Genomic DNA, 23,249 nt, shown 5'->3' on the forward strand with positions numbered 1-23,249 from the left:
TGTCCGCGACGGTCGCAGCCGCCTCTCGGTTGGTATGGGCGAAGAGCCTTATGACGGGCACCACGACCCGCCTGTGACAGCAGACGGTGTCGCCAGCTGTTCAGGATGGTTACCTTGTCGGTTTAGTATTCTCTGCCGGCGCCGGTCAATGACGCGGCGCCTCCGTGTTCTAACCGCGCTTGGCCGGCCCCGTCGCGATCGGGCGGTCGCTCGCGCCCCATTCGGCCCAGGAGCCGTCATAGAGGGCGCGGGCCGGCTTGCCGATCGTCTCCAGCGCCGTGGACAGGATCGCCGCCGAGACGCCCGAGCCGCAGCTCGTGATCAGCGGCCGGTCGAGATCGACGCCCGCCTCGGCAAAGGCGGCGGCGATGGCCTCCGGCGACCGGAGCTGCCCGTTCTCGACGATGGCCGGGAAGGGCAGGTTGAGCGAGCCGGGCATGTGGCCGGAGCGGACGCCGGCGCGCGGCTCCGGCGCCTCGCCGCGGAAGCGGTCGCCCGGCCGGGCATCGACCACCTGCGCAGTTCCCTCCGTCAGCGCCCGGGCGATGTCGCCGGCATCGGCGACGGCGGAATGGTCGAGACGGGCGGTGAAGCTGCGCGCGGCGCGGCTGCGCGGCGGGCCCAGCTCGATCGGGCGATTCTCGGCCTGCCATTTAGGGAAGCCGCCTTCAAGAATGACCACGTCCTTGGCGCCGAAGGTCCGAAACGTCCAGCGGACGCGCGGCGCCGAGAACAGGCCAAGCCCGTCATAGACGACGATGCGCATGCCATCGCCGATGCCCATGGCGCCGACGGCGGCGGCGAAGGCTTCCGGGCGTGGCAGCATGTGCGGTAGGTCGGAGCCGGTGTCCTTGACCGCGTCGATGTCGAAGCGCACCGCGCCGGGAATGCGCCGCTCGGCATAGTCCGCATGCGGATCGCGGGCATGGACCGGCAGATACCAGGAGCCGTCGACGACCACGATGTCGGGCGCGTCGAGGCGCTCGGCGAGCCAGTCGGTCGAGACGAAAACGGTGTCGCTGGCCATCTCTGCGTTTCCCTGAATTCGGTTTCTGGCTTTGGGGGCGCGCCTGCCCTCAGGCGAGCGCGATCCGGACGCGGCGGTTCTGCTTGCCCTTCTTCTCGATATCCGTGACCGCGACAAGGCCGATCTCGGCGGTGTTGCGGACATGGGTGCCGCCGCAGGGCTGGAGATCGATGTCACCGATCGCGACTAGCCGGATGCGTCCCGAGCCGCGAGGCGGCTGGACCGACATCGTCTTGACGAGGCCGGGATTGGCGTCGAGCTCGGCATCGGTGATCCAGCGCTCCGTCACGGCGGCGTTGCGCGCCACCAGCGCGTTCAGCTTTTCGGCGATCTCGACCTTGTCGAGTCCGCCCTCGGGAATATCGAAGTCGAGGCGCCCGTCGCCGTCGCCGATCGCGCCGCCGGTGACGGGGAAGGGCAGGACGACGCTGAGCAGATGCAGCGCGGTGTGGATGCGCATGCGCTTGAGGCGGCGCTCCCAGTCGAGCACGGCGGTCACCGCTTCGCCCGGCTGCGGCGCGGGCTGGCCGTCCAGCGGCACATGCAGGATGCGGCTGCGGTCCTGCGGACCATAGACCGCGCTGCCGATCGTGATGGTCGAGCCGTCGGCCCGGCGCAGCAGCCCGGCATCGCCGGGCTGGCCGCCGCCGGTGGCGTAGAAGACCGTCCGGTCCAGTTCAATACCGCCGCGCTCATTGATCGCCAGCACGGTGGCGGGAGTCTCGGCGAGATAGGCGTCGTCGCGGAAGAGCAGGGCGGTGGTCATGGTCGGGCAACTCGTGGCAGGGCCGGCGCGGGGCCGGTCGGGCAGGGCAGCGGAGATTGCACCGGACGTGGCCGCGACGCCACCTCGGCTTGTGCCGGGACTTCCGTCACGCCGCGGCTCCGCCTAGATAGGCCATCCGTGCCATCCGTGAGGGTCCGATCGATGCAGCGCCAGTCCCCGCAGCGGATGCGGCCCGGCGACGGCGTCGCCTGGATCACCGGAGCCAGTTCCGGCATCGGTGAGGCCGTCGCGCTCGAACTCGCGCGACAGGGCTGGACCGTCGCGATTACCGCTCGACGCCTCGAATTGCTGGAGGACATCGCGCGCCGCGCTGAGGGCTTGCCCGGCCGCATCCTCGCCCATGCCGGCGACATCACCGACGCCGATTCGATGAAGGCCGTCATCGAAGGGGTCGAGAGCGTGCAGGGGCCGATCGCGCTCGCCTTCCTCAATGCCGGCATCGCGCCGGATTCGGACGGAGTCCTCGACATGGAGGCGTTCGAGCGAATCATCGCGGTCAATCTCGTCGGTGTCGCACGCGGGCTCTCGGTGCTTCTGGAGCGGATGAGCGCGCGCGGCCGCGGGCAGATCGCCGTCAACGCCTCCGTCGCCGGCTATGGCGGGCTGCCGGGCGCCTCCGCCTATGGCGTCTCAAAGGCGGCCGTCATCCATCTCTGCGAGACGCTGAGATTCGACTGCGACCGAGCCGGCATCACGCTCCAGCTCGTCAATCCGGGTTGGGTGGCAACGCCGATGACGCGCCCCAAGGCGGTGCCGATGCCCTTCATCATGCCGCCCGAGGCGGCGGCGCGGCGGATCGTCGAAGGCTTGGCCTCGAGCGGCTTCGAGATCACCTTCCCGCGCCGGCTGTCCTGGCCGATGAAGCTGCTGAATTTGTTGCCTTATCCGGCCTATTTCTGGCTGCTGCGGCAGGCGTCACGTCGCGGCGGCGCCCGGCCGCTTTGAGCGTCAGCCCTTGGTGGCGGCCAGCGCCGCCAGCGCCCGCTGGCGGCCGGCATCGAGATCGACGATCGGGCGCGGATAGGTCACGCCCAGTTCGATCTCCGCGCGGCGCAGGATGGCGGTGGAGGCCTTCCAGGGTTCGTGGATCTCGGCATCGCCAAGCGCCGCGATCTCAGGGATCCAGCGGCGGACATAAGCGCCGCGGGGATCAAATTTCAGCCCCTGCGTCACGGGGTTGAAGATCCGGTAATAGGGCGCGGCGTCGGCACCGGAGCCCGCGACCCACTGCCAGCTCGCGGCGTTGTTGGCGGGGTCGGCATCGACCAGCGTGTCCCAGAACCAGGCCTCGCCCTCGCGCCAGTCGATCAGCAGATGCTTGATCAGGAAGGAGGCGACGATCATCCGGACGCGGTTGTGCATCCAGCCGGTGGTCCAGAGCTCGCGCAGCCCCGCATCGACGATCGGATAGCCGGTGCGCCCGCGCCGCCAGGCCTCCAGTGCGGCATCGTCATGGCGCCAGGGGAAGGCATCGAAGCGCGGATTGTAGTTGCGGGTCGCGAGATCAGGATTGTGGAAGAGGAGATGGTAGGAAAACTCCCGCCAGCCGATCTCGGAGAGGAATTTCTCGGCATCGGATTCGGGAGCAGCTGCCGCCCCGCTTTCGACGGCGCTGTGGGTCGCATGCCAGACCTGGCGGGGGCCGATCTCGCCGAAGCGCAGATGCGGCGACAGACGTGAGGTCGACGCCAGATCGGGCCGGTTGCGGTCTTCGCCATAACCGGCGAGCGGCCCCGCCAGAAAATGTTCGAGCGCGGCGGCGGCGCCAGCCTCGCCCGGCGTCCACGCCTCGCGCAGGCCGCCCGCCCAGTCGGGCGCATGGGGCTCCAAGGCAAGATCCTCGCGGGTGACGGCGAGCGCGGTCAATCCGGCGGGCAGGGCCGGTGTGGCGATTCGGACGGGTGCGGGCAGGGGCGCCGGCGGCTCGCCGCGAGCGCGGGCGGCGCGCCAATAGGGGGTGAACACCTTCATGGGGTCGCCGGTCTTGGTGGTGACCTGCCAGGGCTCATTCAGCAGCGCCGCGTTGAAGCTTGAGACCTGCCGGCCGCCGTTTTGAAGTTCGCTCTTGATGCGGGCGTCGAGCGCGACCGAGTCGCCGTCATAGCGGCGGCTCCAGGTGACGAGAGCGGCGCCGATCATCTCCGCCACTTTCGGCAGGAGAGTTTCCGGGTCGCCTCGCAGCAGGAGCAGGGCGCCGTCCCTGCGCTCCAGCTCGCTGGAGAGTGCGGCGAGCGAGCGCGACAGCCACCACCGGCTGGCGCCGCCGAGCGGCCGCCGCTCCGGTCGCTCGTCGAGGATATACAGGCACAGCGTCGGTCCCGCAGCCACGGCCGCCGCCAGCGCCGGGTTGTCGGCGAGGCGCAGATCGTCGCGGAACCAGTGGATCGAGGGTGAAGGCGAGAGGGACATCAGCGCAGAGGTAACGCGAGGTTACCTGCCGCGCCAGCCGGTCGGCTGTGGCAGGACGAAGCAGGCCAGGCGTCGCAAGCCCCGATTTCCTCAGCAAAGCAAAAAGGCCCGGGCGGCGACGCCCGAGCCTTTCGAAATCGCTGGCTCCCGGAGCAGGATTCGAACCTGCGACCAATCGATTAACAGTCGATTGCTCTACCGCTGAGCTATCCGGGATCGGTGGGCGGCGTATAGCGACGCCGTCCGGGGGACGCAACCCCTTTCCGTCGATCGATGACGGAAAGGCGACGTCGGGCCTGTGCATGATGCTTGGCTGTTGCAGCGCGCCGCGGCTTATGGTTATTGCGGCCATCGACGTCGCAGCGCGGCGCCGACGGAAGGCCTCGTGGCGGAGTGGTTACGCAGAGGACTGCAAATCCTTGCACCCCGGTTCGATTCCGGGCGAGGCCTCCAAAATCCCCCGATACCGTGATCGTTACCCTGATCGACGCCGTGTCCATGCCGGGTCAGTCGCCCAGCCGGGCGACGACGGGCGATGTCGGCAGCGTATAGGGGGCGACCAGCCTCTCCAGCATGCCAGCTGTCTCGGGATCCTTGGTGAAGCGGATCAGGCTCCAGATTTCCGCCGCCAATTCCAGCAGATGCCGCTCGGCGGCCGCCTCGTCCAACGCCGAAAAATCCAGCTTCACCGCGATCTCGCTCCGGCCCGGCGCGATATAGGCCGCAAGCCTGCCGCGCAGCGTGTCGGAATAACGCGTGATGGCCGGGTTCGGATCGACTCGCGCAATCAGGATTCCGCCTTCGGCCACGGCTGTCAGCATCCGCCGGATCAGGATCGTCCGGTCGAAGGGCGTCAGCTTTCGCAGATTGGTTTCGAGCTCGGGCAGGAAGGCCGCGCGCGGACCGGGCGGGGCCATGGCCGCGCCCGTCTGCGGCAGCGCCAGCGGCCGGAAAAATTCGAGGTCGCAGGCGATGCCGCTGCACCAGACGCGCTGTGCGCTGATCTCGACCGGCACGCGGCGGCCGGAGGCTGCGCCGATGACCGCCTGCTCGCAGTCATAGTAGCCATTGCGGTCCAGCAGCCACAGGCGGCGGTCGCGATCGGGGTCGCCGATCGCCGCGCCGGCGCTGATCGGCGAACGGCCCTCAAGCTCACCCCAGACACGTTCCGTCAGGGCGAGATAGCCATTGTTGGCCGCAAGATAGCGCGCTCCCGAGTGGCCGGTGCTCGTCAAGGCCGTCGCCACATCCGCTCGTTCCACAACGGCCACGCACAGCGACTTCGTATCGAACATCACATCCACCCAACCGAATCGACATGACGTTAGGTCATGTTCGCGTTGCCGGACAGGGCGGCGCGCTTGGTGCCGACGCGGCTTTGCGCGCTATGCGCGAGATTGCCGCGCGGACGACGGGCGAGCCCGGCGTCTTGCCTTTTGCGGCGCGCTCGAACAGAAAGCAGCGATGGCTGGCATGGCGGCCGGCACGGGCGCGAGCGCCCTCCCAACGCCGGCCGGACTCAGGATTTCGGCGGACGGAGATTTCGCGCCATGGAGAGTTTCGCCGCGCTGCGCCGCATGATGGTCGATTGCCAGCTGCGGACCTATGACGTGACGGATCGCAGCGTGCTCGCTGCGGCCGACAGCGTGCCGCGCGAGGCGTTCCTGCCCGCCTCTCTCTCCCATCTCGCCTATCTGGACCAGACGGTGGCGCTGCCGGGAACGAGCCGGGCGCTGATGACGCCGATGGTGCTGGCTCGGATGATCCAAGTGCTGGACGTGCAGCCGGGCGAGGCGGTGCTCGAATATGGCGGAGGCAGCGGCTACGGCGCCGCGCTGATGGCGCAGATGGGCGCCGACGCGACCCTCTGGGAGACCGATGCCGCCGCCCTCGATCTGGCGAAGGCAGCCGTCGCGGCCGCCGGTCTCGCCGTCACAATGACGGCGGATGGGCCCGGCGATGATCGATTCGACGCCGTGCTCGTCGCAGGCGCCTGTGAGGTTCCGCCGGAGGAGCTCTTCCCGCTGCTGCGCGACGGCGGGCGGCTGATCGTGGTCGAGGGGCTCGGACGAGCGGCACGGGTGAAGCTTTATCAGAAGACGTCCGGCGGCGTTTCGGGACGCCCGGTTTTCGACGCTGCAGCGCCCGCTCTGGCCGAGTTCCGCAAGAAACCGGCATTCGTCTTCTAAATTCGCGCGGTGTCGCATTTTTGCGGCACCGACCCACTCTTCGTGCTGCGGTCGCTAACGGCGCGTTGGCGCTCGGGCCGGGCCGGGCTATGTAACGCTCTCTTTGTATGCCGAGGCTGGGGCGATGCCTGGGCGCGACTCGAGTCCGCACATGAGGCGTCCGGTGACACGACGGATTAAGAACGGAACATTCGGCAGGCTCTCGCTCGCCGCGCTCGGACTGGTGCTCGCATCGAGCGTTGCCCCGGGTGCGTTGGCGCAGACCATGGAAGCGGCACTGTCTCGCGCCTACTCCGGCAATCCCACGCTGAATGCGCAGCGCGCCTCGCTCCGTGCGACCAATGAGAACGTACCGCAGGCGCTGTCGGGCTATCGCCCGAGGGTCACGGCCTCCGCCGATATCGGCGCCAGCATCACCGATGCCAATGTGCCGGGCGGCCGGACGTCCACGACCCGGCTCGCTCCGCGCGGCGGCGGCGTCCAGATCGATCAGAACATCTTCGACGGCGGCAAGACCCGCAATTCGGTTGGCCAGGCCGAGTCGCAGGTTCTCGGTGCCCGCGCCACCTTGCGCAATACCGAGCAGAACGTGCTGCTCGACGCGGCGACCTCCTACATGAACGTGCTGCGGGACACCGCGATCCTCACGCTCAACCGCAACAACGTCGAGGTGCTGGAAGAGCAGCTGCGCCAGACCCGCGACCGCTTTCAGGTCGGCGAGGTGACACGCACCGACGTCGCGCAGGCCGAGGCACGGCTGTCGCAGTCCCAGTCCCAGGCGATCCTGGCCGAGTCGAATCTGAAGACGTCGATCGCGCGCTACCGCCAGAATGTCGGCGCCGAGCCGAAGCAGCTAGCACCCGGCAGGCCGGTGGAGCATCTGCTCCCGAAGTCGCTGCCGGCGGCGCTCGATACGGCGCTGACGGGCCATCCGGCGATCGTCGCGTCGCTGCACGGCGTCGATGCGGCGGAGCTGCAGGTCAAGGTCACGGAGGCCGACCTCTATCCTGTTCTGGGCGTGCGCGGTCTCGTGCAGCAGCGCTACGATTCGACCCAGTTCGGCGACAACCGCGCCTCGGCCAGCGTCGTCGGCACACTGACGATTCCGATCTACGAGGGCGGCCAAGTCTATTCGCGGACGCGGCAGGCCAAGGAAACCGCCGGCCAGCGGCGGATCGAGGTCGACACCCAGCGCGACACGGTGCGAGCCGCGGTCGTCTCGGCCTGGGGCAGCCTAGAGGCGGCCAAGGCGCAGATCGTGGCGGCGCAGGCTCAGGTTCAGGCGGCGGAAACGGCGCTCGCCGGCGTTCGCGAGGAGGCCAAGGTCGGCCAGCGTACCACGCTCGACGTGCTGAACGCTCAGCAGGAACTGGTGAGCGCGCGTTCGACGCTGGTGACGGCCCAGCGCGATCGGGTGGTAGCGTCCTATTCTGTGCTGTCGGCCATCGGACGGCTCTCCGCGACGACGCTGAAGCTGCGGACCGAGGTCTATGACGAGCGGCGCCACTACGAGCAGGTCAAGGGATTGCTCTGGGGCACCGAGACTCCGTCCGGTCGCTAAGACTGGCCGGAGCGCTGCGCTCCAGCCTCGCCTGTCGACATTCGCGCAACAGGGGCGGTTTCCCTGTGGGTTGAACCGGCCTGCGCCTTGCCTGACGTCGCCTGCGTGAAATACTCGATGGCTGGGCGGCGTTGATTCTGTCGGTGCGCCCGGAGTCGAGTGGTCCGGATCAGATGAGCGCGCAACCGAAGGCCAACGAACCCTCCATGGAGGAGATCCTCGCCTCCATCAGGCGGATCATCTCCGATGATGAGGTCAAGCCGGCGGAAGCCGGCGTCGAAGCCGCGCCGATCGCCGAGGAGCCACCACCGCCGCCTCCGATCGAGGATGACGTTCTCGATCTCGGCGCTGAAGCCGCGCTCGTCCCGCCGCCGGAGCCGGAGGCCGTCCCGCCAGCCGATGGTGATGTCGACTTCCTGGAGCCGCCTCCGCCGCCGGAGCCGGAGCCCGTGGCGATTGTGCCACCGCCTCCGCCCCCCGCGCCGGAGCCTGCCCCCTCCTTTGCGGCTGCGCCTCCGCCACCCGCCTTCGACATGGCGCAACTGCTGTCCGATCAGACCAGCTCGGCCGTGACCAGCGCCTTCGGCCAGCTCGCGCATACGGTGCTGACCAACAATGCGCGAACGCTCGAGGATCTCGTCAAGGACATGCTCAAGCCGATGCTCAAGACCTGGCTCGATGACAACCTCCCGACGATGGTCGAGCGACTGGTGCGTGCCGAGATCGAGCGGGTCGCGCGCGGCGGCCGTCACTAAGCGACCAGCCGCGCGTCCGTCTCAGCGGTCGCCGAGGCGCTGCCGGCTTTCGACCGCGGGCGTCTTCAGGCGCTCGAAGGCGCCGGCCTCGTTGAGCCGCTTGATCGCGAGTGCCATGACCGTCATCGCCATCGTCGGAGCGCCGAGGCGCGACACGAGCATCGACAGACCGACTGCGACGGGGCGGGGATAGCGACCGGAGGCGGCTTCCGCCGCAATCCAGGCGCCGACGGCGTGGACGAGCAGGTTCATCACAGGGCCACCTTGCGGTTGACGCCGAGATCGGGCTTGGCGCCGGTGAGGGCTGCCGCAGCCATCTTCACCGTGGTGACGATCTTGCCCGGGCTCGCCCAGAACTCGGCCATGGACGGGCGCACGCGCAACACGCGGATGTTCGGATCGTCCTCGCTGTCCCAGAAGGCCTTGTTGCTCGGATCCCACAACTCCTTCACCTTGGCGCGGTCGTCGACCACGGTCGCCGTGCCGGTGACGGAGACGTAGCGCATGCCGCTGTTGTCGGCGAAGGCGACGCAGACATTGTCATTGATGCGGATCTCGTCATCCTTGTGGTGGCGACGATCGGTGAGGAAGTAGATCGTGTCCTCGTCACGCTCGCCATGGGCGTGCATCGGGCGGGCGCGCAGCTCGTCGCCCTCGCCGTCATGGGTCACGAGCATGGCGAATTTGATATCGTCGATAAGGTCCCAGACCTGAGTCTGGTCGGTGTGATGGGTCATGGTGAAGCTCCTGCTGGATTGCAGGTTCAACCGGCAGGGGCCGCGCTGGTTCCTTGGCGCGACCTCGCGGTTGCCGCCAGCGGTTGACGCGGGGGGGCGGGTTGCGCTCTTAAGTCCGGCGACCTTTCGGGCCTCAGATTTATCCGGCCGGGCCGAGCCCCGGCCGTTTTCCGTTCGAGCGAAGCGATGATGGACAAGACATTCGAGCCGGCCGCCGTCGAGGCACGGATCAGCAAGGCCTGGGAAGAGGCGAATGCCTTCGCCGCCGGGCGCGGCGCGGCGCCGGGCGCCGAGCCCTACTGCATCGTGATCCCGCCGCCCAACGTCACCGGCTCGCTGCATATGGGCCACGCGCTCAACAACACGCTGCAGGACGTGCTCTGCCGCTTCGAGCGGATGCGCGGCAAGGATGTGCTCTGGCAGCCGGGCACCGACCATGCCGGCATCGCGACGCAGATGGTCGTCGAACGCCGGCTCGCGGCCGAGAACAAGACCGACCGCCGCACGATGGGCCGCGAGGCCTTCCTGGCCGAGGTCTGGAAGTGGAAGGAGGAGTCCGGCGGGACGATCGTCAACCAGCTGAAGCGTCTGGGGGCCTCCTGCGACTGGTCGCGCGAGCGCTTCACCATGGATGAGGGGCTGAGCCAGGCCGTCCTCAAGGTCTTCGTCGCCCTGCACGAGCAGGGGCTCATCTACCGCGCCAAGCGGCTGGTGAACTGGGACCCGAAGTTCCAGACCGCGATTTCGGATCTCGAGGTCGTGCAGGTCGAGAAGACCGGCTCGTTCAAATGGCAGCGCGGCAATGAGGATGCGTTCGACGCCGCCAAGCTCGACAAGGTTCTGAACAAGGACCCGGGCGGGCATCTCTACTATTTCAACTATCCGCTCGAAGGCGTGACCTACGATGCCGACGACGCTTCGACCTATATCCAGGTCGCGACGACGCGGCCGGAGACGATGCTGGGCGACACCGGCGTCGCCGTGCATCCGGAGAACGAGCGGATCGGCCATCTGATCGGCCGAAACGCCGTATTGCCGCTGGTCGGCCGCATCATCCCGATCGTCGGCGACGATTATGCCGATCCGGAGAAGGGCACCGGCGCGGTCAAGATCACCCCGGCGCACGACTTCAATGATTTCGAGGTCGGCAAGCGGCACAAGCTCGCGGTCATCAACATCCTCGACGGCGAGGCGAAGATTGTTTCCAGCTTCTGGCAAGATTTCAGCTTCAAAAAATCGAGCGCGAACGTTCAACTGGCGGACGAACCCATAGTGGGGGACTCGGCTAGCGAACAAATTCCCGAGAATTTACGCGGTCTCGACCGCTTTGCAGCGCGCAAAGCAGTGGTCGCGATGATGGCTGAACGCGGCTATCTCGCCAAGATCGAGCCCAACACCAACACCGTCCCGCATGGCGACCGCTCGGACGTCGTGATCGAGCCCTGGCTGACCGACCAGTGGTATGTCGACGTCAAGCCGCTGGCGAACCGCGCGCTCAAGGCGGTGCAGGACGGGCGGACGAAGTTCACACCCGAGAACTGGACCAAGGTCTATTACGACTGGCTGGAGAACATCGAGCCCTGGTGCGTCTCGCGCCAGCTCTGGTGGGGCCACCAGATTCCGGCCTGGTACGGACCCGATGGCGAATGTTTCGTCGCGGAATCGGAGGCCGCGGCCCAGGCCAAGGCGATCGGCCATTATGGCGGGGCGGTCCAGCTCACGCGCGATGAGGACGTACTCGACACCTGGTTCTCCTCGGCGCTCTGGCCGTTCTCGACGCTGGGCTGGCCGGAGGATACGGCCGAGCTGAAGCGCTACTACCCGACGGCGACGCTCGTCACCGCCTTCGACATCATCTTCTTCTGGGTCGCCCGGATGATGATGATGGGCCTCAACTTCATGGACGAGGTGCCGTTCAGGGACGTCTACATCCACGCCATCGTTCGCGACGAGAAGGGCGCGAAGATGTCGAAGTCGAAGGGCAACGTCATCGACCCGCTGACGCTGGTCGATCAGTACGGGGCCGATGCGCTGCGCTTCACGCTGGCGGCGATGGCGGCGCAGGGGCGCGACATCAAGCTCGCGACGGCGCGCGTCGAGGGCTACCGCAACTTCGCGACCAAGATCTGGAACGCGGCACGCTTCGCCGAGATGAATGGCTGCGCGCGCGTTGCCGGCTTCGACCCGGCGCAGGTGAGGCTGCCGCTCAACCGCTGGATCCTGAGCGAGGCGGCGACCGCGGCCGAAGACATCGCGGCGGGCATCCCGAGCTTCAAGTTCAACGAAGCGGCGGGCGCGGCCTACCGCTTCGTCTGGAACCAGTTCTGCGACTGGTATCTGGAGCTGGCGAAGCCGGTGCTGCAGGGCGAGGGCGTCGATCCGGCCGAGAAGGCCGAGACGCAGGCGACGGTCGCGCATGTCATCGACCTGATCTGCCAGTTGCTGCATCCCTTCATGCCCTTCCTCACCGAGGAGCTCTGGGCACAGAAGGCGGGCGAGGGGGTTCCGCGTGTCCTCTCCGCAGGCGATGCGTCGCTCGTCTGCCTGACCCGCTGGCCGGATCTCGCTGCGCTGAAGGACGCTGCGGCGGAGGCCGAGATCGGCTTCGTCGTCGACCTGATCTCCGACATCCGCTCGGTCCGCTCCGAGGTCAATGTGCCGGCCGGCACGCAGGCGCCGCTGGTACTGGTGAACGCCTCGGTGGCCACGCGTGCCACGGTCGAGGCCTGGGCCCCGATGATCCAGCGCCTCGCTCGGGTGTCCGACATCGCCTTCGAGAGCGTCTCGCCGGCGCAGTCAGCGCAGATCATCGTGCGCGGCGAGGTCGCGGCGCTGCCGCTGGCCGGGATCATCGATCTCGAGGTCGAGCGCAGCCGCCTGACCAAGGAGTTGGGGAAGCTCGATCAGGACATCGCGACCGTCGACCGGAAGCTCGGCAATCCGGACTTCATGGCGCGGGCGCCCGAGGAGATCGTCGAGGAGAACCGCGAGCGCAAGGCGGCGGCGGAAGCGCGCAAGCTGAAGATCGCGGAGGCTCTGGCGCGGTTGTCGTAGAGGCGCCGTGCTGCTTGGGCCGGTGGCTCGGTCGGGGAGGCCAGCATGTTCCGCCGTGACGCCTTCGGACGCTTCGATCCCGACGATTTCGTGACGGCGCGGGGCACGCCCTCGCGCCGCCATCTGCTGACGGGGCTCGCCGCGTCAGGGCTGCTGCTGGCGGCTCCGCCGGTCTTGGCGCAGCGGCTCTGGACGAACCCGGTCTTCGCGGCCGACCCGTTTTCGCTCGGCGTCGCCTCGGGCGATCCTGCCGAGGACGGGTTCGTGATCTGGACGAAGCTTGCACCCGAACCTCTGGCCGAGCATGGCGGCATGCCGATGCGGGGCGTCGAGGTCTCGTGGGAGGTGGCCGAGGACGAGGGCTTCACCCGGGTCCTGCAGCGCGGCACCGGGCTGGCGCGGCCGGAGCTGGGCCATGCGGTGCATGTCGAGGTGACCGGCCTGCAGCCTGACCGCTTCTATGCCTATCGCTTCACCTGTGGCGGCGTGCGCAGCCCGATTGGGCGCGCCCGCACCTTTCCGGCGGCGGGGGCGGCGGTCGAGGCGATGCGCTTCGGCGTGGTCGGCTGCCAGCGCTATGAGGACGGCTTTTTCACGGCCTTCCGTCATGCGGCGGAGGAGCGCTTCGACTTCATCTACCACTACGGCGATTACATCTACGAATACCGCACGATCCGACCGGGAGACCGCCCGCTGACGGTGGCGCGCGTGATGCCGGGCGATCCCGACGAGATCTACGCGCTGTCCGACTATCGCCGCCGTTACGCGCTCTACAAGCTCGACCCCGACCTCCAGGCCGCCCATGCCTCGGCGCCGTGGCTGGTCTCCTTCGACGACCACGAGATCGACAACAACTGGGCCGGTGCTATCTCCGAAGAGGCGGGCGTGCCGCCTGAGATCTTCGCGCTGCGACGGGCGGCGGGCTTCCAGGCCTGGTACGAGCACATGCCGCTACGGCGCAGCGCCTTGCCGAACGGGCCGGCGATCCAGGCCTATCGGCGGTTCCGCTATGGCGAACTCGCCCGGATCGATGTGCTCGACACGCGCCAGTTCCGCAGCGACCAGCCCTGTGGCGACGGCTGGCAGGTGGGGTGTGCCGAGGCGCTGGCGCCCGAGCGCACCATGCTCGGCCCTGCGCAGGAGGCGTGGCTGCGCGATGGTTTTCGCCTGCCGCCGCCGCGCTGGACGGTGCTGGCGCAGCAGGTAATGATGATGCGCCTCGACAGTGCGCCCGAGATCGGAACGGCCCGGTACCACATGGACAAGTGGGACGGCGCGGCGGCCGCGCGGCGGCGGCTGTTCGACGCGCTCGGCGAGGCGGGGGTGGTCAACACGGTGGTCCTCACCGGGGACATCCATCAGAACTGGGCGGGCGAGCTAAAGGCCGATTTCGACGATGCGGGTTCGGCCACTGTCGGGGTCGAGTTCGTCGCGACGTCGATCAGCTCCGGCGGCGACGGTGCGCCGATGACCCGTGCAGGGCGGGTCGGTCTGCAGAAGAACCCGCATATCCGCTATTTCAACAACCAGCGCGGCTATCTGCGCCACTCGGTCGGCCGGGACCGCTGGCAGGCCGATTATCGCGTGCTGGACCGTGTCAGCGAGAAAGGCGCCGGCGTCGCGACGGCCGCGAGCTTCGTCGTCGAAGCGGGACGGCGCGGCCTGCGCCCCGCCTGAGCGTCGCGCCCGTTTTCGGCCGCGCAGGCGTCGTCAAATTGACGTTACTGCAAGACATCTCTGGCATTCTTCCCGTGACACGGTTAGATGCGCGTGGGGCGCAAGCCCGCCATGCATCTCGACGCCGATAACCCAAGACCGGTTGTTCTTCCGCCATGTTGAAGCGCGCCTATGACGGGCTGGTTGCCTATTCCTCCCATCCGGCCGCCCCTTGGCTGCTGTTCTTCCTGACCTTCGTCGAGAGTTCGGTCAGTCCGCTGCCGCCGATCCCACTGCTGATTCCGATGTGCATCGCGAGGCCGGACCGCGCCTGGTTCTATGCCGGCGTCTGCTCGCTGGGGGCGGTGCTCGGCGGCTATCTCGGCTATGCCATCGGCGCGCTGCTCTACGACTCGCTCGGCTCCTGGCTGATCAGCATCTACGGCCTGCAGGACAAGGCGGCCGAGCTGATCGCGACCTCGCAGGATTTCTGGTTCTGGGTTCTGGTGACCAAGGGTCTGACGCCGATCCCCTTCAAGATCGTGACGATCATGTCGGGCTTCCTGCACTTCGACCTGTGGAAGTTTACGATCGGTATGATCATTTCGCGCGTCACCTTCTTCGCCATGATCGCCATCGCGCTGCGCTATTATGGCGACGACATCCGCATCTTTATCGAAAAGCACCTGCCGATGACGGCGCTGGCGCTGGTGGTGGTCATCGTCGGCGGCTTCTTCGTGCTGCCGATGGTGCTCTGAAGAGCTGCGATCGGCAGCGGCGGGGACGCCGGTTTGTGACATCGGCGCAACAGTTCCACGGATTGCGCCGACTGCCCGTGCTGCCGAGGGAACCGCCGCGATCCCGCCACAAAACGCCCGCAGCTAAGAGACGCGATAAGTCTCTGAGATATAGACGAATTAAAGTCTGTGTCTGGTGCGGTGGACGCGGCTCGGCGCGTCTTTGGAGGGGTAGGGCGGCGTTGCGCCCGGCTTGGCCTGCGTGGCACATCTGCCGCGCGCGTCACAGCGCAGGGTGGAACGAGGAAAAAGACGATGGATGCGCGAGTTTTCGACAAGTCCCGGCTCCCCAGCCGGCATGTGAGCGTGGGACCGGCCCGCGCCCCGCACCGCTCCTATTATTACGCCATGGGCATGACCGCCCGGCAGATTTCCCAGCCCTTCGTCGGCGTCGCCTCCTGCTGGAACGAGGCCGCGCCCTGCAACATTTCGCTGATGCGCCAGGCCCAGGCGGTGAAGAAGGGCGTGGCTTCGGCCAACGGCACGCCGCGCGAGTTCTGCACGATCACCGTCACCGACGGCATCGCCATGGGCCACCAGGGCATGAAGTCGTCGCTCGCCTCACGCGAATGCATCGCCGACTCGGTCGAGCTGACGATGCGCGGCCATTGCTATGACGCGCTGGTCGGCCTCGCTGGCTGCGACAAGTCGCTGCCCGGCATGATGATGGCGATGGTGCGCCTGAACGTGCCCTCGATCTTCATCTATGGCGGCTCGATCCTTCCCGGCACCTTCAAGGGCAAGCCGGTCACCGTCCAGGACGTGTTCGAGGCCGTCGGCAAGCACTCCGTCGGCGCGATGTCGGACGAGGACCTGCAGGAACTGGAAGAGGCGGCCTGTCCGTCGGCCGGCTCCTGCGGCGCGCAGTTCACTGCCAACACGATGGCGACCGTCGCCGAGGCGATCGGCCTGGCGCTGCCCTATAGCTGCGGCGCCCCGGCGCCTTACGATGTGCGCGACACCTTCTGCTACACCGCCGGCGAGATGGTGATGGAGCTGATCGCCCGCAACATCCGCCCGCGCGACATCGTCACCCGCAAGGCGCTCGAGAATGCGGCGATGGTCGTTGCGGCTTCGGGCGGCTCGACCAATGGCGCGCTGCACCTGCCGGCGATCGCGCATGAATGCGGCATCGATTTCGATCTCTTCGCCGTCGCCGACATCTTCAAGAAGACGCCCTACATCGCCGATCTGAAGCCGGGCGGAAAATACGTCGCCAAGGACATGTTCGAGGTCGGCGGCATTCCTCTGCTGATGAAGACACTGCTCGACCATGGCTTCCTGCACGGCGACTGCATGACCGTCACCGGCCGGACGATCGCCGAGAACCTGGCAAGCGTGAAGTGGAACGACGAGCAGGACGTGATCCGTCCCGCCAACAAGCCGCTGTCTGACAATGGTGGCGTCGTCGGACTGCAGGGCAACCTCGCGCCCGAGGGTGCGATCGTGAAGATCGCCGGCATGACGACCGAGCAATTGACCTTCACTGGCCCGGCTCGCTGCTTCGACTGCGAGGAGGACGCCTTCGCCTGCGTCAGCCAGCGCGGCTACAATGTCGGCGACGTTCTGGTGATCCGCTATGAGGGGCCGAAGGGCGGTCCCGGCATGCGCGAGATGCTGTCGACCACTGCTGCCCTCTACGGACAGGGCATGGGCGACAAGGTCGCGCTCATCACCGACGGGCGCTTCTCGGGCGCCACGCGCGGCTTCTGCGTCGGCCATGTCGGGCCTGAGGCCGCCGTCGGCGGACCGATCGGCCTGATCCGCGACGGCGACATCATCGAGCTCGACGCGATCACAGGAAAGCTCGCAGTCCGCCTTTCTGATGCCGAACTTGAGGAGCGTCGTAAGAGCTGGGTGCCGCGCAAGACGGACTACAACTCCGGTGCCCTCTGGAAATACGCGCAGACCGTCGGCTCCGCCAAGGGAGGGGCCGTGACCCATCCGGGCGGCGCCGCCGAGACCCATTGCTATGCGGATATCTGAGACCACGATCGCAGCATTGCTCCTCGTCCTGGGCGGCCAGCAGGCCGCCTGGGCGCAGGACGCCATGGGCGCTCGTGGTCCGGTTCCGCCCCGGCCGATTCCCGGCGTCGCGCTTCCCGAGCCCGGCGCCCTCGACGCGCCCTCCGCGGGCGCCGCGAGCCTCGCTCCGTCTCCCGATGCCCCGGCCGCCCATACGGCGCTGCCGCTCGTGCCCTTCAGCAGTGCGCGCGATGCGATCCGGGCCTGGATGCGCGACTCCACCGCCGGCAATCAGGCCGGTGCCGTACGCGCGCTCGAATATGCGGCCGCGCAGGGCCATCTGACGGCACAGTTCAAGCTTGGCCGGATGTATGCCGGCGGCGAGGGTGTACCCGCCAACGATCTCAAGGCCTTCGAGTATTTCTCGAAGATCGCGGACGAGAACGCCGATGCGATTCCCGGCACTGCCAATGGCCGCATCGTCGGCAGCGCCTTCGTCGCGCTCGGTGGCTATTTCATGGACGGCATCAAGGGCAGCTATGTCCGCCCGAACATCGACCGCGCCTTCGACATGTTCCATTACGCGGCCTCCTATTTCGGCGACCCGGAAGGCCAGTACAATCTCGGCCGGCTCTACATGAACGGGCAGGGCACGCGTCGCGACGCCCGCCAGGCGGCGCGCTGGATGAAGCTTTCGGCCGAGAAGGGCTATGCGCCTGCTCGTGCCGTCTTCGGCGACATGCTGTTGCGCGGGGCCGAGGGCGTGCCGCGGCAGCCGGTGCTCGGGTTGATGTGGTTGTCGCTCGCGCGGGAGAGCGCCGATCCCGACCGCGAGACCTGGATCATCGAGCGCCACGACACCGCGTTCTCGACGGCTTCCGCCAGCGACCGCACGGCGGCGCTCGCCCTGATCGAGCGTCAGCAGGTCGCCGGCGCGCGCGCGCCACAGCGCTGACTGACCCCATTTTTCGGACGCCAGTCGCATCCGGCCGCGCGAACGCCGCGTAACGGCTCCGTCAACCGGAGTGTCGTTCCATGCGCATCCCCGCCGCCATCCTCGCCGCGCTTCTCGCGCTGCCGAGTGCTCCGAGCCTGGGCGATGTCGCCTATGAGAACTGGCCGGTCCTGACCGATCCCTTCCCGAGCACGGGCGGGGGCGGCATCATGATCCATGACTACGATCCGGTCGTTGCCGATGGGCGCTGCAGCACGAACTTCCGTGCGATCGAGCCGAACGGCACCGTCTATCGCAACGCCATCGTTTTTGACGCGGTCGAGACCCAGGGCGGCATTCTCTGCACCAACGGACAGTGGCGGTCGCTCGACAGCGATGCCTCCGGCACCACGCCGTTCAAGGTGTTCATCAAAGCTGGCGTGAAACGGGGCACGGCCGAGTAGAACGGCGGGTGCGCGTCACGCCGCACGCAGCTCCACCATCACGGGCACATGGTCCGAAGGCTTGTCCCAACCGCGGACATGTTTGGCGATTTGGACTCCATCCAGCCTGTCGGCCGCCTGCGGCGAGAGCAAAAGATGGTCGATGCGGATGCCGTTGTTCCGCTGCCAAGCGCCGGCCTGATAGTCCCAGAATGTGTACAGTCCGGCGTCGTCGGTGGTGGCGCGCAGGGCCTCGGTGAGGCCGAGATTGATCAGGTCGCGAAAGGCCGAGCGGGTCTGCGGCAGGAAGAGTGCGTCCGAGACCCAGGCGGCGGGGTCGCGCGCGTCACGCGGCTCGGGGATCACATTGTAGTCGCCGGCCAGCACCAGCGGCTCCTCATGGGCGAGCAGCATCCGCGTATGGGCGGCGAGCCGCTTCATCCAGCCGAGCTTGTAGGGATACTTCTCGGTGTTCGGCGGGTTGCCGTTCGGCAGATAGATCGAGGCCAGCCGCACGACGCCGCTGCCGAGCGGCAGAACGCCCTCGAGATAGCGCGCCTGCTCGTCGGAATCGTCGCCCGGCAGCCCGCGGCGGACGTCCTCGAGCTTCGCCCGCGACAGGATCGCGACGCCGTTGAAGGTCTTCTGGCCGTGGGTCTCGACCTGCCAGCCGGCCTCCTCGATCTCACGGCGCGGGAAATCGGCATCGACGCATTTGATCTCCTGTAGGCAGAGCGCATCGGGCTGCGCCTCCTTCAGGAAATCCAGCAGGTGGCCGAGCCGCTGGCGGACCGAGTTCACGTTCCAGGTGGCGATGCGCAAAGGAAAGGCTCCGGATCAGAAGAGACGCAGGATAAGCGGCACGAGCGCCGCCGTGACAAGCCCGTTCAGCCCCATCGCGATGGCGGCGAAAGCGCCGGCCACAGGATTGACCTGGAAGGCGCGTGCCGTGCCGATGCCATGCGCCGCAAGCCCCGCTGCGAAGCCGCGTGCGCGCCAGTCGGTGCAGCGGAGGGCGACCATCAGCGGCGTCACCATCACGGCGCCGAGGATGCCGGTCGCAATCACCAGCGTCGCCGTCAGCGAGGGCTCGCCGCCGATCTCTCGGGAAATGCCCATGGCGATCGCCGCCGTGACCGACTTCGGCGCGAGGGCGGCCAGCATCGGCTGCGGGATCCCGAAGGCGGCGGCGACGCCGACGGCGCTGACCACAGCGGTCAGGGCGCCGGCGAGGAGCGCGGCCAGAATCGGCAGCACAGCCTTGCGCACCAGTGGCCAGTGACGGTGCAGGGGGAGAGCGAGCGCGACAGTGGCCGGGCCGAGCAGAAAATGGACGAATTGCGCGCCCTGGAAATAGGTTTCGAAGGGCGTGCGCGTCGCCGTCAGGATCGCGGCGAGAAGGGCGACGGCGATCAGCACGGGGTTGGCGAGCGGGTGGCGCCCGAAACGGGCGGAGATCCGATCTGCGACGACATAGGCCGCCAGCGTCACCGTCAGCCAGAGAAGCGGGTCGGCGGCGAGATAGACCCAGAGCGTCTCGACGCGCGTCAGATCCGGCGCCGTCACGGGGTGGGGTCCGGTCGACTGCCAACCAGCGCGGCGACCTTGACGAAGACGAAGGCGGTGACGGCCAGCGTCAGCGCGGTCGAGAGGACGAGTGCGGTCAGCAGGCCTGGACCATAGGCGAGCAGCGCGCCGGCGTGGCGGACGATCCCGGTTCCGGCCGGAACGAACAGCAGGGAGAGATGAGCGAGCAGCACGCCCGCCACCGTCGCCAATGGCGCGCCATCCAGAGCTGCCGAGGGCCGCCAGCGCAGGCCGAGAAAGAGCAATACGAGACCGATGACCGGCCCAGGCACCGGCAGCGCGAGAAGTCGCGCCAGCGCTTCGCCGACGAGCTGGCAGGTGAGCAGCAGGGTGAGAGCGACGATCATGCGGAATGCTCCGGGAGGGGTCCAGCCTATCGCGCCTTCGTTCCATCAACAAAAAACCTCCCCGCATCGCTGCGGGGAGGTGTAGACGACCGGACGGTCGCAATAGGTCAGGGGCAGGCGCGCACGACGCCGCCCTTGGCGATATAGGTGCCGGTCTCGGGATCGTAAGACTTGAAGCGGCGCGAGCAATAGGCCACCGCATCGACGTCGGCCTCGCTGTAGCCATAGGCGCGCACGGGAGCCCCGTAGACCGGCGCCGGGGCGGCATAGACCGGCGCGGGCGCGACATAGACCGGGGCAGGCTCGACATAGCGCGGGCCGGCGAGGGCGCCGGCGGCGAGCGCACCGCCGATCACACCGGCAGCGATGCCGGCGCCGACCGCCGCTCCGCGGCCGCCCCGGTAATAGCCCCCGCGATAGCCGTAGCGCGGCCCATAATAGCCATAGCGACGATACTGAACCGTCTCGACGAGATCGCCGGCCGCTGCAGCGGTCGCGAGGGCAGGGTTCGCCGTCGCCATGATCGGCGCGGCGGAGGCCGGAGTGGCGATCAGGGCCGTACCGACCAGCGCAGCCGCGAGGCTGAAGGTCTTGATCATGGACAGATCCTCTCTTCTGGAGCGAGAGGAAGCTTGCGCGTCCTCCGAAGGGTCACCGAGCGTAACGCGGACGCTCGTATTCGGAAAGCGTGTCACAGGATCGCGTCAAAATTTCGTCGTCCTCGCGCGTGTAGACCGACATCGCTGACGCGGCGGAAGCGCTTGCGCGCGTTCGAATTGCATTCCATATCGCAGCGGCTGATTTTGCACTGCATCATCCGTTGCAAGGATACGAGGCCGATCATGTCTCAAGCTGGCGAAAGCCCTCATCAGAAGCCGGCGCTGCCGACCTCGCAGCTCAGCCTCATGTCGAAGATCATCTTCGGTTCGCGCTGGCTGCAGCTGCCGCTCTATCTCGGGCTGATCGTGGCGCAGTGCGTCTATGTCTTCAAGTTTCTCAAGGAACTGGTGCATCTCGTACAGCACGCGACGGATTTCAGCGAGCAGCAGATCATGCTGGTCGTGCTGGGCCTGATCGACGTGGTGATGATCTCGAACCTGCTGGTGATGGTCATCGTCGGCGGATACGAGACCTTCGTCTCGCGGCTGAACCTCCAGGGGCATCCCGACCAGCCCGAATGGCTGAGCCATGTCAACGCCAGCGTGCTGAAGATTAAGCTCGCCATGGCGATCATCGGCATCTCGTCGATCCATCTGCTGCGGACCTTCATCGAGGCCGGCAACATCGGCAGCGCCAACCGCACCACCGACTACACCGAGACCGGCATCATCCTGCAAACCGTGATCCACACGATCTTCATCGTCTCGGCGATCGGCATCGCCTGGGTCGACCGGATGACGGTGACCGCTGCGGCTGCGAGCAAGGCGCACTGACGCGCAAGGCAGCGCGGCGGCTCAGCGCAGGCGGGGGCTACTGCCCCCGTCCGGCCCGCGCGGCGAAGCGGATCGCCTCCTCGGCGGCACGGAACAGGGCTTTGGCCTTGTTCACGCATTCCGCCTGCTCGGAGGCGGGATTCGAATCGTAGACGATGCCCGCGCCGGCCTGGACATGCATGCGCCCGTCCTTGACCACCGCCGTGCGCAGCACGATGCAGGTGTCCATCTCACCATTGGCGCCGAAATAGCCGATGCAGCCGCCATAGGCGCCGCGCGCGTCGTGTTCGAGCTCGTCGATGATCTCCATCGCCCGCACCTTCGGCGCGCCGGAGACCGTGCCAGCCGGAAAGCCCGCTGACAGCGCCGCCAGCGCGTCATGGCGCGGATCGATCGTCCCCTCGACATTGGAGACGATGTGCATGACCTGGCTGTAGCGCTCGATGAAAAAGGAATCGGTGACCTTGACCGAGCCGATCTGCGCGACTCGGCCAACATCGTTGCGGCCGAGATCGAGCAGCATCAGATGCTCGGCGCGCTCCTTGGGATCGGCCAGCAACTCCTGAGCCAGGGCCTCGTCCTCGGCCGGAGTGGCGCCACGGCGGCGCGTGCCGGCGATCGGGCGGATCGTGACCGTGTCGTCGCGCAGCCGCACCAGGATCTCGGGGCTCGAACAGACGATCTGGAAATCGGTGAAGTCGAGATAGCACAGGAAAGGCGCCGGATTGACGCGCCGCAGCGCCCGGTAGAGCGCGAAGGGCGGCAGCTGGAACGGGGCCTCGAAGCGCTGCGACAGCACGACCTGGAAGATGTCGCCGGCGCGGATATAGTCCTGCGCGGCCGCCACCATCTCGTGGAAGCGCTCCTCGCTGGTGTTCGACATGATCGCCGGCTCCGGCAGAGCGGCGATGTCGGTCGCGGCGTCCGGCGGCAGCGGACCTTCGAGCGCGCACACCACCGCATCGAGCCGCTCCAGCGCCCGCTCATGCGCGGCGCGGGCGGGAACGCCGGGCTGGTGGCGCACCGGCGTCACGACATGGATCTCGTCGCGCACCGAATCGAACACGACCATCAGGGTGGGCCGGGTCAGGATCGCGTCGGGCACGCCCGTGCCGGTTTCCTTGGGCTCCGGCAGGCGCTCCATCAGGCGCACCATGTCGTAGCCGAGATAGCCGAAGACGCCCGCCGCCATCGGCGGCAGTTCGCCGCTCCCCGGCGCGTCGGCGTCAGGAATGGCGCTCTCTTCCAGCAGCGCCCGCAGGCTTTCGAAGGCCGGGCGGGGATCGGCGAGGAAGCCGTCGCCCAGCGCCGGGCGGCAGAGCGAAGCCTGGCCGCGATGGCAGCGCCAGATCAGATCGGGCTCGAGGCCGATCATCGAGTAGCGTCCCCGCACCGCGCCGCCCTCGACCGATTCGAGCAGGAAGGCCGGCCCGGTCGTGGCGTGGCGCAGCTTCAGGAAGGCGGCGACGGGGGTCTCGCAATCGCCGACCAGCACCTGCCGCAGCAATTGCGGGGTGCCGGCTTCATAGGCGGCGGCGAAGGCCTCCTGATCCTGCGCCTCCGCCATG

22 protein-coding genes, 2 tRNA genes and 1 pseudogene are annotated in these 23,249 nt (G+C 67.7%); 13 read left to right on the forward strand and 12 right to left on the reverse strand.

Going from position 1 to position 23,249, the window contains the following annotated elements:
* Positions 1-169: 169 nt before the first annotated feature.
* Both sseA and AX750_RS08485 read right to left on the reverse strand, forming a co-directional pair.
* Positions 170-1,027 (reverse strand): 3-mercaptopyruvate sulfurtransferase, encoded by an 858-nt coding sequence (gene sseA, locus AX750_RS08480; RefSeq protein ID WP_066725696.1) that lies wholly within the window; start codon positions 1,025-1,027, stop codon positions 170-172.
* 49 nt (positions 1,028-1,076) lie between these two features.
* Positions 1,077-1,793 carry an alanyl-tRNA editing protein gene (locus tag AX750_RS08485; RefSeq protein WP_066725699.1) on the reverse strand — a complete coding sequence of 239 codons (717 nt, stop codon included), beginning with the start codon at positions 1,791-1,793 and terminating at the stop codon, positions 1,077-1,079.
* Between the two features lie 162 nt (positions 1,794-1,955).
* Here AX750_RS08485 and AX750_RS08490 point away from each other — a divergent pair, with 162 nt between their 5' ends.
* Positions 1,956-2,759, forward strand: a complete 804-nt coding sequence (locus AX750_RS08490) for an SDR family NAD(P)-dependent oxidoreductase (protein ID WP_066734595.1) — start codon at positions 1,956-1,958, stop codon at positions 2,757-2,759.
* Between the two features lie 3 nt (positions 2,760-2,762).
* Here the strand turns inward: AX750_RS08490 and AX750_RS08495 are convergent, their stop codons facing one another.
* Both AX750_RS08495 and AX750_RS08500 read right to left on the reverse strand, forming a co-directional pair.
* Positions 2,763-4,223 (reverse strand): deoxyribodipyrimidine photo-lyase, encoded by a 1,461-nt coding sequence (locus AX750_RS08495; protein WP_066725705.1) that lies wholly within the window; start codon positions 4,221-4,223, stop codon positions 2,763-2,765.
* A 141-nt stretch (positions 4,224-4,364) separates the two neighbouring features.
* A tRNA-Asn gene (locus AX750_RS08500) sits at positions 4,365-4,439 on the reverse strand.
* 163 nt (positions 4,440-4,602) lie between these two features.
* Here AX750_RS08500 and AX750_RS08505 point away from each other — a divergent pair.
* Positions 4,603-4,676, forward strand: a tRNA-Cys gene (locus AX750_RS08505).
* A 53-nt stretch (positions 4,677-4,729) separates the two neighbouring features.
* Here the strand turns inward: AX750_RS08505 and AX750_RS08510 are convergent.
* Positions 4,730-5,458, reverse strand: a complete 729-nt coding sequence (locus AX750_RS08510; protein WP_156446674.1) for a hypothetical protein — start codon at positions 5,456-5,458, stop codon at positions 4,730-4,732.
* A gap of 315 nt (positions 5,459-5,773) precedes the next feature.
* On the opposite strand from AX750_RS08510, the gene AX750_RS08515 reads away from it, so the two are divergent.
* The 4 genes and pseudogenes from AX750_RS08515 (at position 5,774) to AX750_RS26830 (ending at position 8,728) form a co-directional block, all read left to right on the forward strand.
* Positions 5,774-6,412, forward strand: a complete 639-nt coding sequence (locus AX750_RS08515) for a hypothetical protein (protein WP_066725713.1) — start codon at positions 5,774-5,776, stop codon at positions 6,410-6,412.
* 163 nt (positions 6,413-6,575) lie between these two features.
* Positions 6,576-7,973 carry a TolC family outer membrane protein gene (locus tag AX750_RS08520; RefSeq protein WP_066725715.1) on the forward strand — a complete coding sequence of 466 codons (1,398 nt, stop codon included), beginning with the start codon at positions 6,576-6,578 and terminating at the stop codon, positions 7,971-7,973.
* A 173-nt stretch (positions 7,974-8,146) separates the two neighbouring features.
* Positions 8,147-8,245: pseudogene (locus tag AX750_RS27140) on the forward strand (DUF2497 domain-containing protein); the annotation flags it as partial.
* 261 nt (positions 8,246-8,506) lie between these two features.
* The gene (locus AX750_RS26830; RefSeq protein WP_245282353.1) at positions 8,507-8,728 is read left to right on the forward strand and encodes a DUF2497 domain-containing protein; all 222 of its coding nucleotides are present in this window, start codon (positions 8,507-8,509) and stop codon (positions 8,726-8,728) included.
* A gap of 21 nt (positions 8,729-8,749) precedes the next feature.
* Here the strand turns inward: AX750_RS26830 and AX750_RS08530 are convergent, their stop codons facing one another.
* Both AX750_RS08530 and AX750_RS08535 read right to left on the reverse strand, forming a co-directional pair.
* Complete coding sequence (locus tag AX750_RS08530) at positions 8,750-8,980, reverse strand: hypothetical protein (RefSeq protein ID WP_066725716.1); 231 nt, start codon at positions 8,978-8,980, stop codon at positions 8,750-8,752.
* The gene (locus tag AX750_RS08535; RefSeq protein ID WP_066725717.1) at positions 8,980-9,465 is read right to left on the reverse strand and encodes a pyridoxamine 5'-phosphate oxidase family protein; all 486 of its coding nucleotides are present in this window, start codon (positions 9,463-9,465) and stop codon (positions 8,980-8,982) included. Before AX750_RS08535 ends, AX750_RS08530 begins: the two co-directional genes overlap by 1 nt.
* A 186-nt stretch (positions 9,466-9,651) precedes the next feature.
* On the opposite strand from AX750_RS08535, the gene AX750_RS08540 reads away from it, so the two are divergent.
* The 6 genes from AX750_RS08540 (at position 9,652) to AX750_RS08565 (ending at position 18,335) form a co-directional block, all read left to right on the forward strand.
* On the forward strand, positions 9,652-12,519 hold the full coding sequence (locus tag AX750_RS08540) for a valine--tRNA ligase (RefSeq protein ID WP_066725718.1): 2,868 nt from the start codon (positions 9,652-9,654) through the stop codon (positions 12,517-12,519).
* Between the two features lie 45 nt (positions 12,520-12,564).
* A complete protein-coding gene (locus tag AX750_RS08545) occupies positions 12,565-14,196 on the forward strand; it encodes an alkaline phosphatase D family protein (protein ID WP_082737670.1) in 1,632 nt (543 codons plus the stop codon).
* 155 nt (positions 14,197-14,351) lie between these two features.
* Positions 14,352-14,933, forward strand: coding sequence for a VTT domain-containing protein (locus AX750_RS08550; RefSeq protein ID WP_066725721.1), 582 nt, complete (start codon positions 14,352-14,354; stop codon positions 14,931-14,933).
* Between the two features lie 294 nt (positions 14,934-15,227).
* Complete coding sequence (gene ilvD, locus AX750_RS08555; protein ID WP_066725726.1) at positions 15,228-16,958, forward strand: dihydroxy-acid dehydratase; 1,731 nt, start codon at positions 15,228-15,230, stop codon at positions 16,956-16,958.
* A complete protein-coding gene (locus tag AX750_RS08560) occupies positions 16,945-17,892 on the forward strand; it encodes a tetratricopeptide repeat protein (protein WP_245282350.1) in 948 nt (315 codons plus the stop codon). The genes ilvD and AX750_RS08560 overlap by 14 nt, the downstream gene beginning before the upstream one ends.
* Positions 17,893-17,972: 80 nt before the next feature.
* Positions 17,973-18,335 carry a hypothetical protein gene (locus AX750_RS08565; RefSeq protein WP_066719315.1) on the forward strand — a complete coding sequence of 121 codons (363 nt, stop codon included), beginning with the start codon at positions 17,973-17,975 and terminating at the stop codon, positions 18,333-18,335.
* A gap of 15 nt (positions 18,336-18,350) precedes the next feature.
* On the opposite strand, the gene xth is transcribed toward AX750_RS08565, so the two are convergent.
* The 4 genes from xth to AX750_RS08585 form a co-directional block, all read right to left on the reverse strand.
* The gene (gene xth, locus AX750_RS08570; RefSeq protein ID WP_066719318.1) at positions 18,351-19,136 is read right to left on the reverse strand and encodes an exodeoxyribonuclease III; all 786 of its coding nucleotides are present in this window, start codon (positions 19,134-19,136) and stop codon (positions 18,351-18,353) included.
* Positions 19,137-19,151: 15 nt separating this feature from the next.
* Complete coding sequence (locus AX750_RS08575) at positions 19,152-19,865, reverse strand: LrgB family protein (protein ID WP_066719336.1); 714 nt, start codon at positions 19,863-19,865, stop codon at positions 19,152-19,154.
* Between the two features lie 11 nt (positions 19,866-19,876).
* Positions 19,877-20,248 (reverse strand): CidA/LrgA family protein, encoded by a 372-nt coding sequence (locus AX750_RS08580; RefSeq protein WP_066719323.1) that lies wholly within the window; start codon positions 20,246-20,248, stop codon positions 19,877-19,879.
* A 107-nt stretch (positions 20,249-20,355) separates the two neighbouring features.
* Positions 20,356-20,847 (reverse strand): BA14K family protein, encoded by a 492-nt coding sequence (locus AX750_RS08585; protein WP_066719326.1) that lies wholly within the window; start codon positions 20,845-20,847, stop codon positions 20,356-20,358.
* Between the two features lie 306 nt (positions 20,848-21,153).
* On the opposite strand from AX750_RS08585, the gene AX750_RS08590 reads away from it, so the two are divergent.
* Positions 21,154-21,681 carry a TIGR00645 family protein gene (locus tag AX750_RS08590; protein ID WP_245282354.1) on the forward strand — a complete coding sequence of 176 codons (528 nt, stop codon included), beginning with the start codon at positions 21,154-21,156 and terminating at the stop codon, positions 21,679-21,681.
* Between the two features lie 37 nt (positions 21,682-21,718).
* Here the strand turns inward: AX750_RS08590 and trpE are convergent, their stop codons facing one another.
* Positions 21,719-23,248, reverse strand: coding sequence for an anthranilate synthase component I (gene trpE, locus AX750_RS08595; protein WP_066719331.1), 1,530 nt, complete (start codon positions 23,246-23,248; stop codon positions 21,719-21,721).
* Between the last annotated feature and the right edge of the window lies 1 nt (position 23,249).

This window comes from Methylobacterium sp. CCH7-A2, assembly GCF_001557075.1.
GTDB classification, from domain to species: domain Bacteria; phylum Pseudomonadota; class Alphaproteobacteria; order Rhizobiales; family Beijerinckiaceae; genus Allobosea; species Allobosea massiliensis.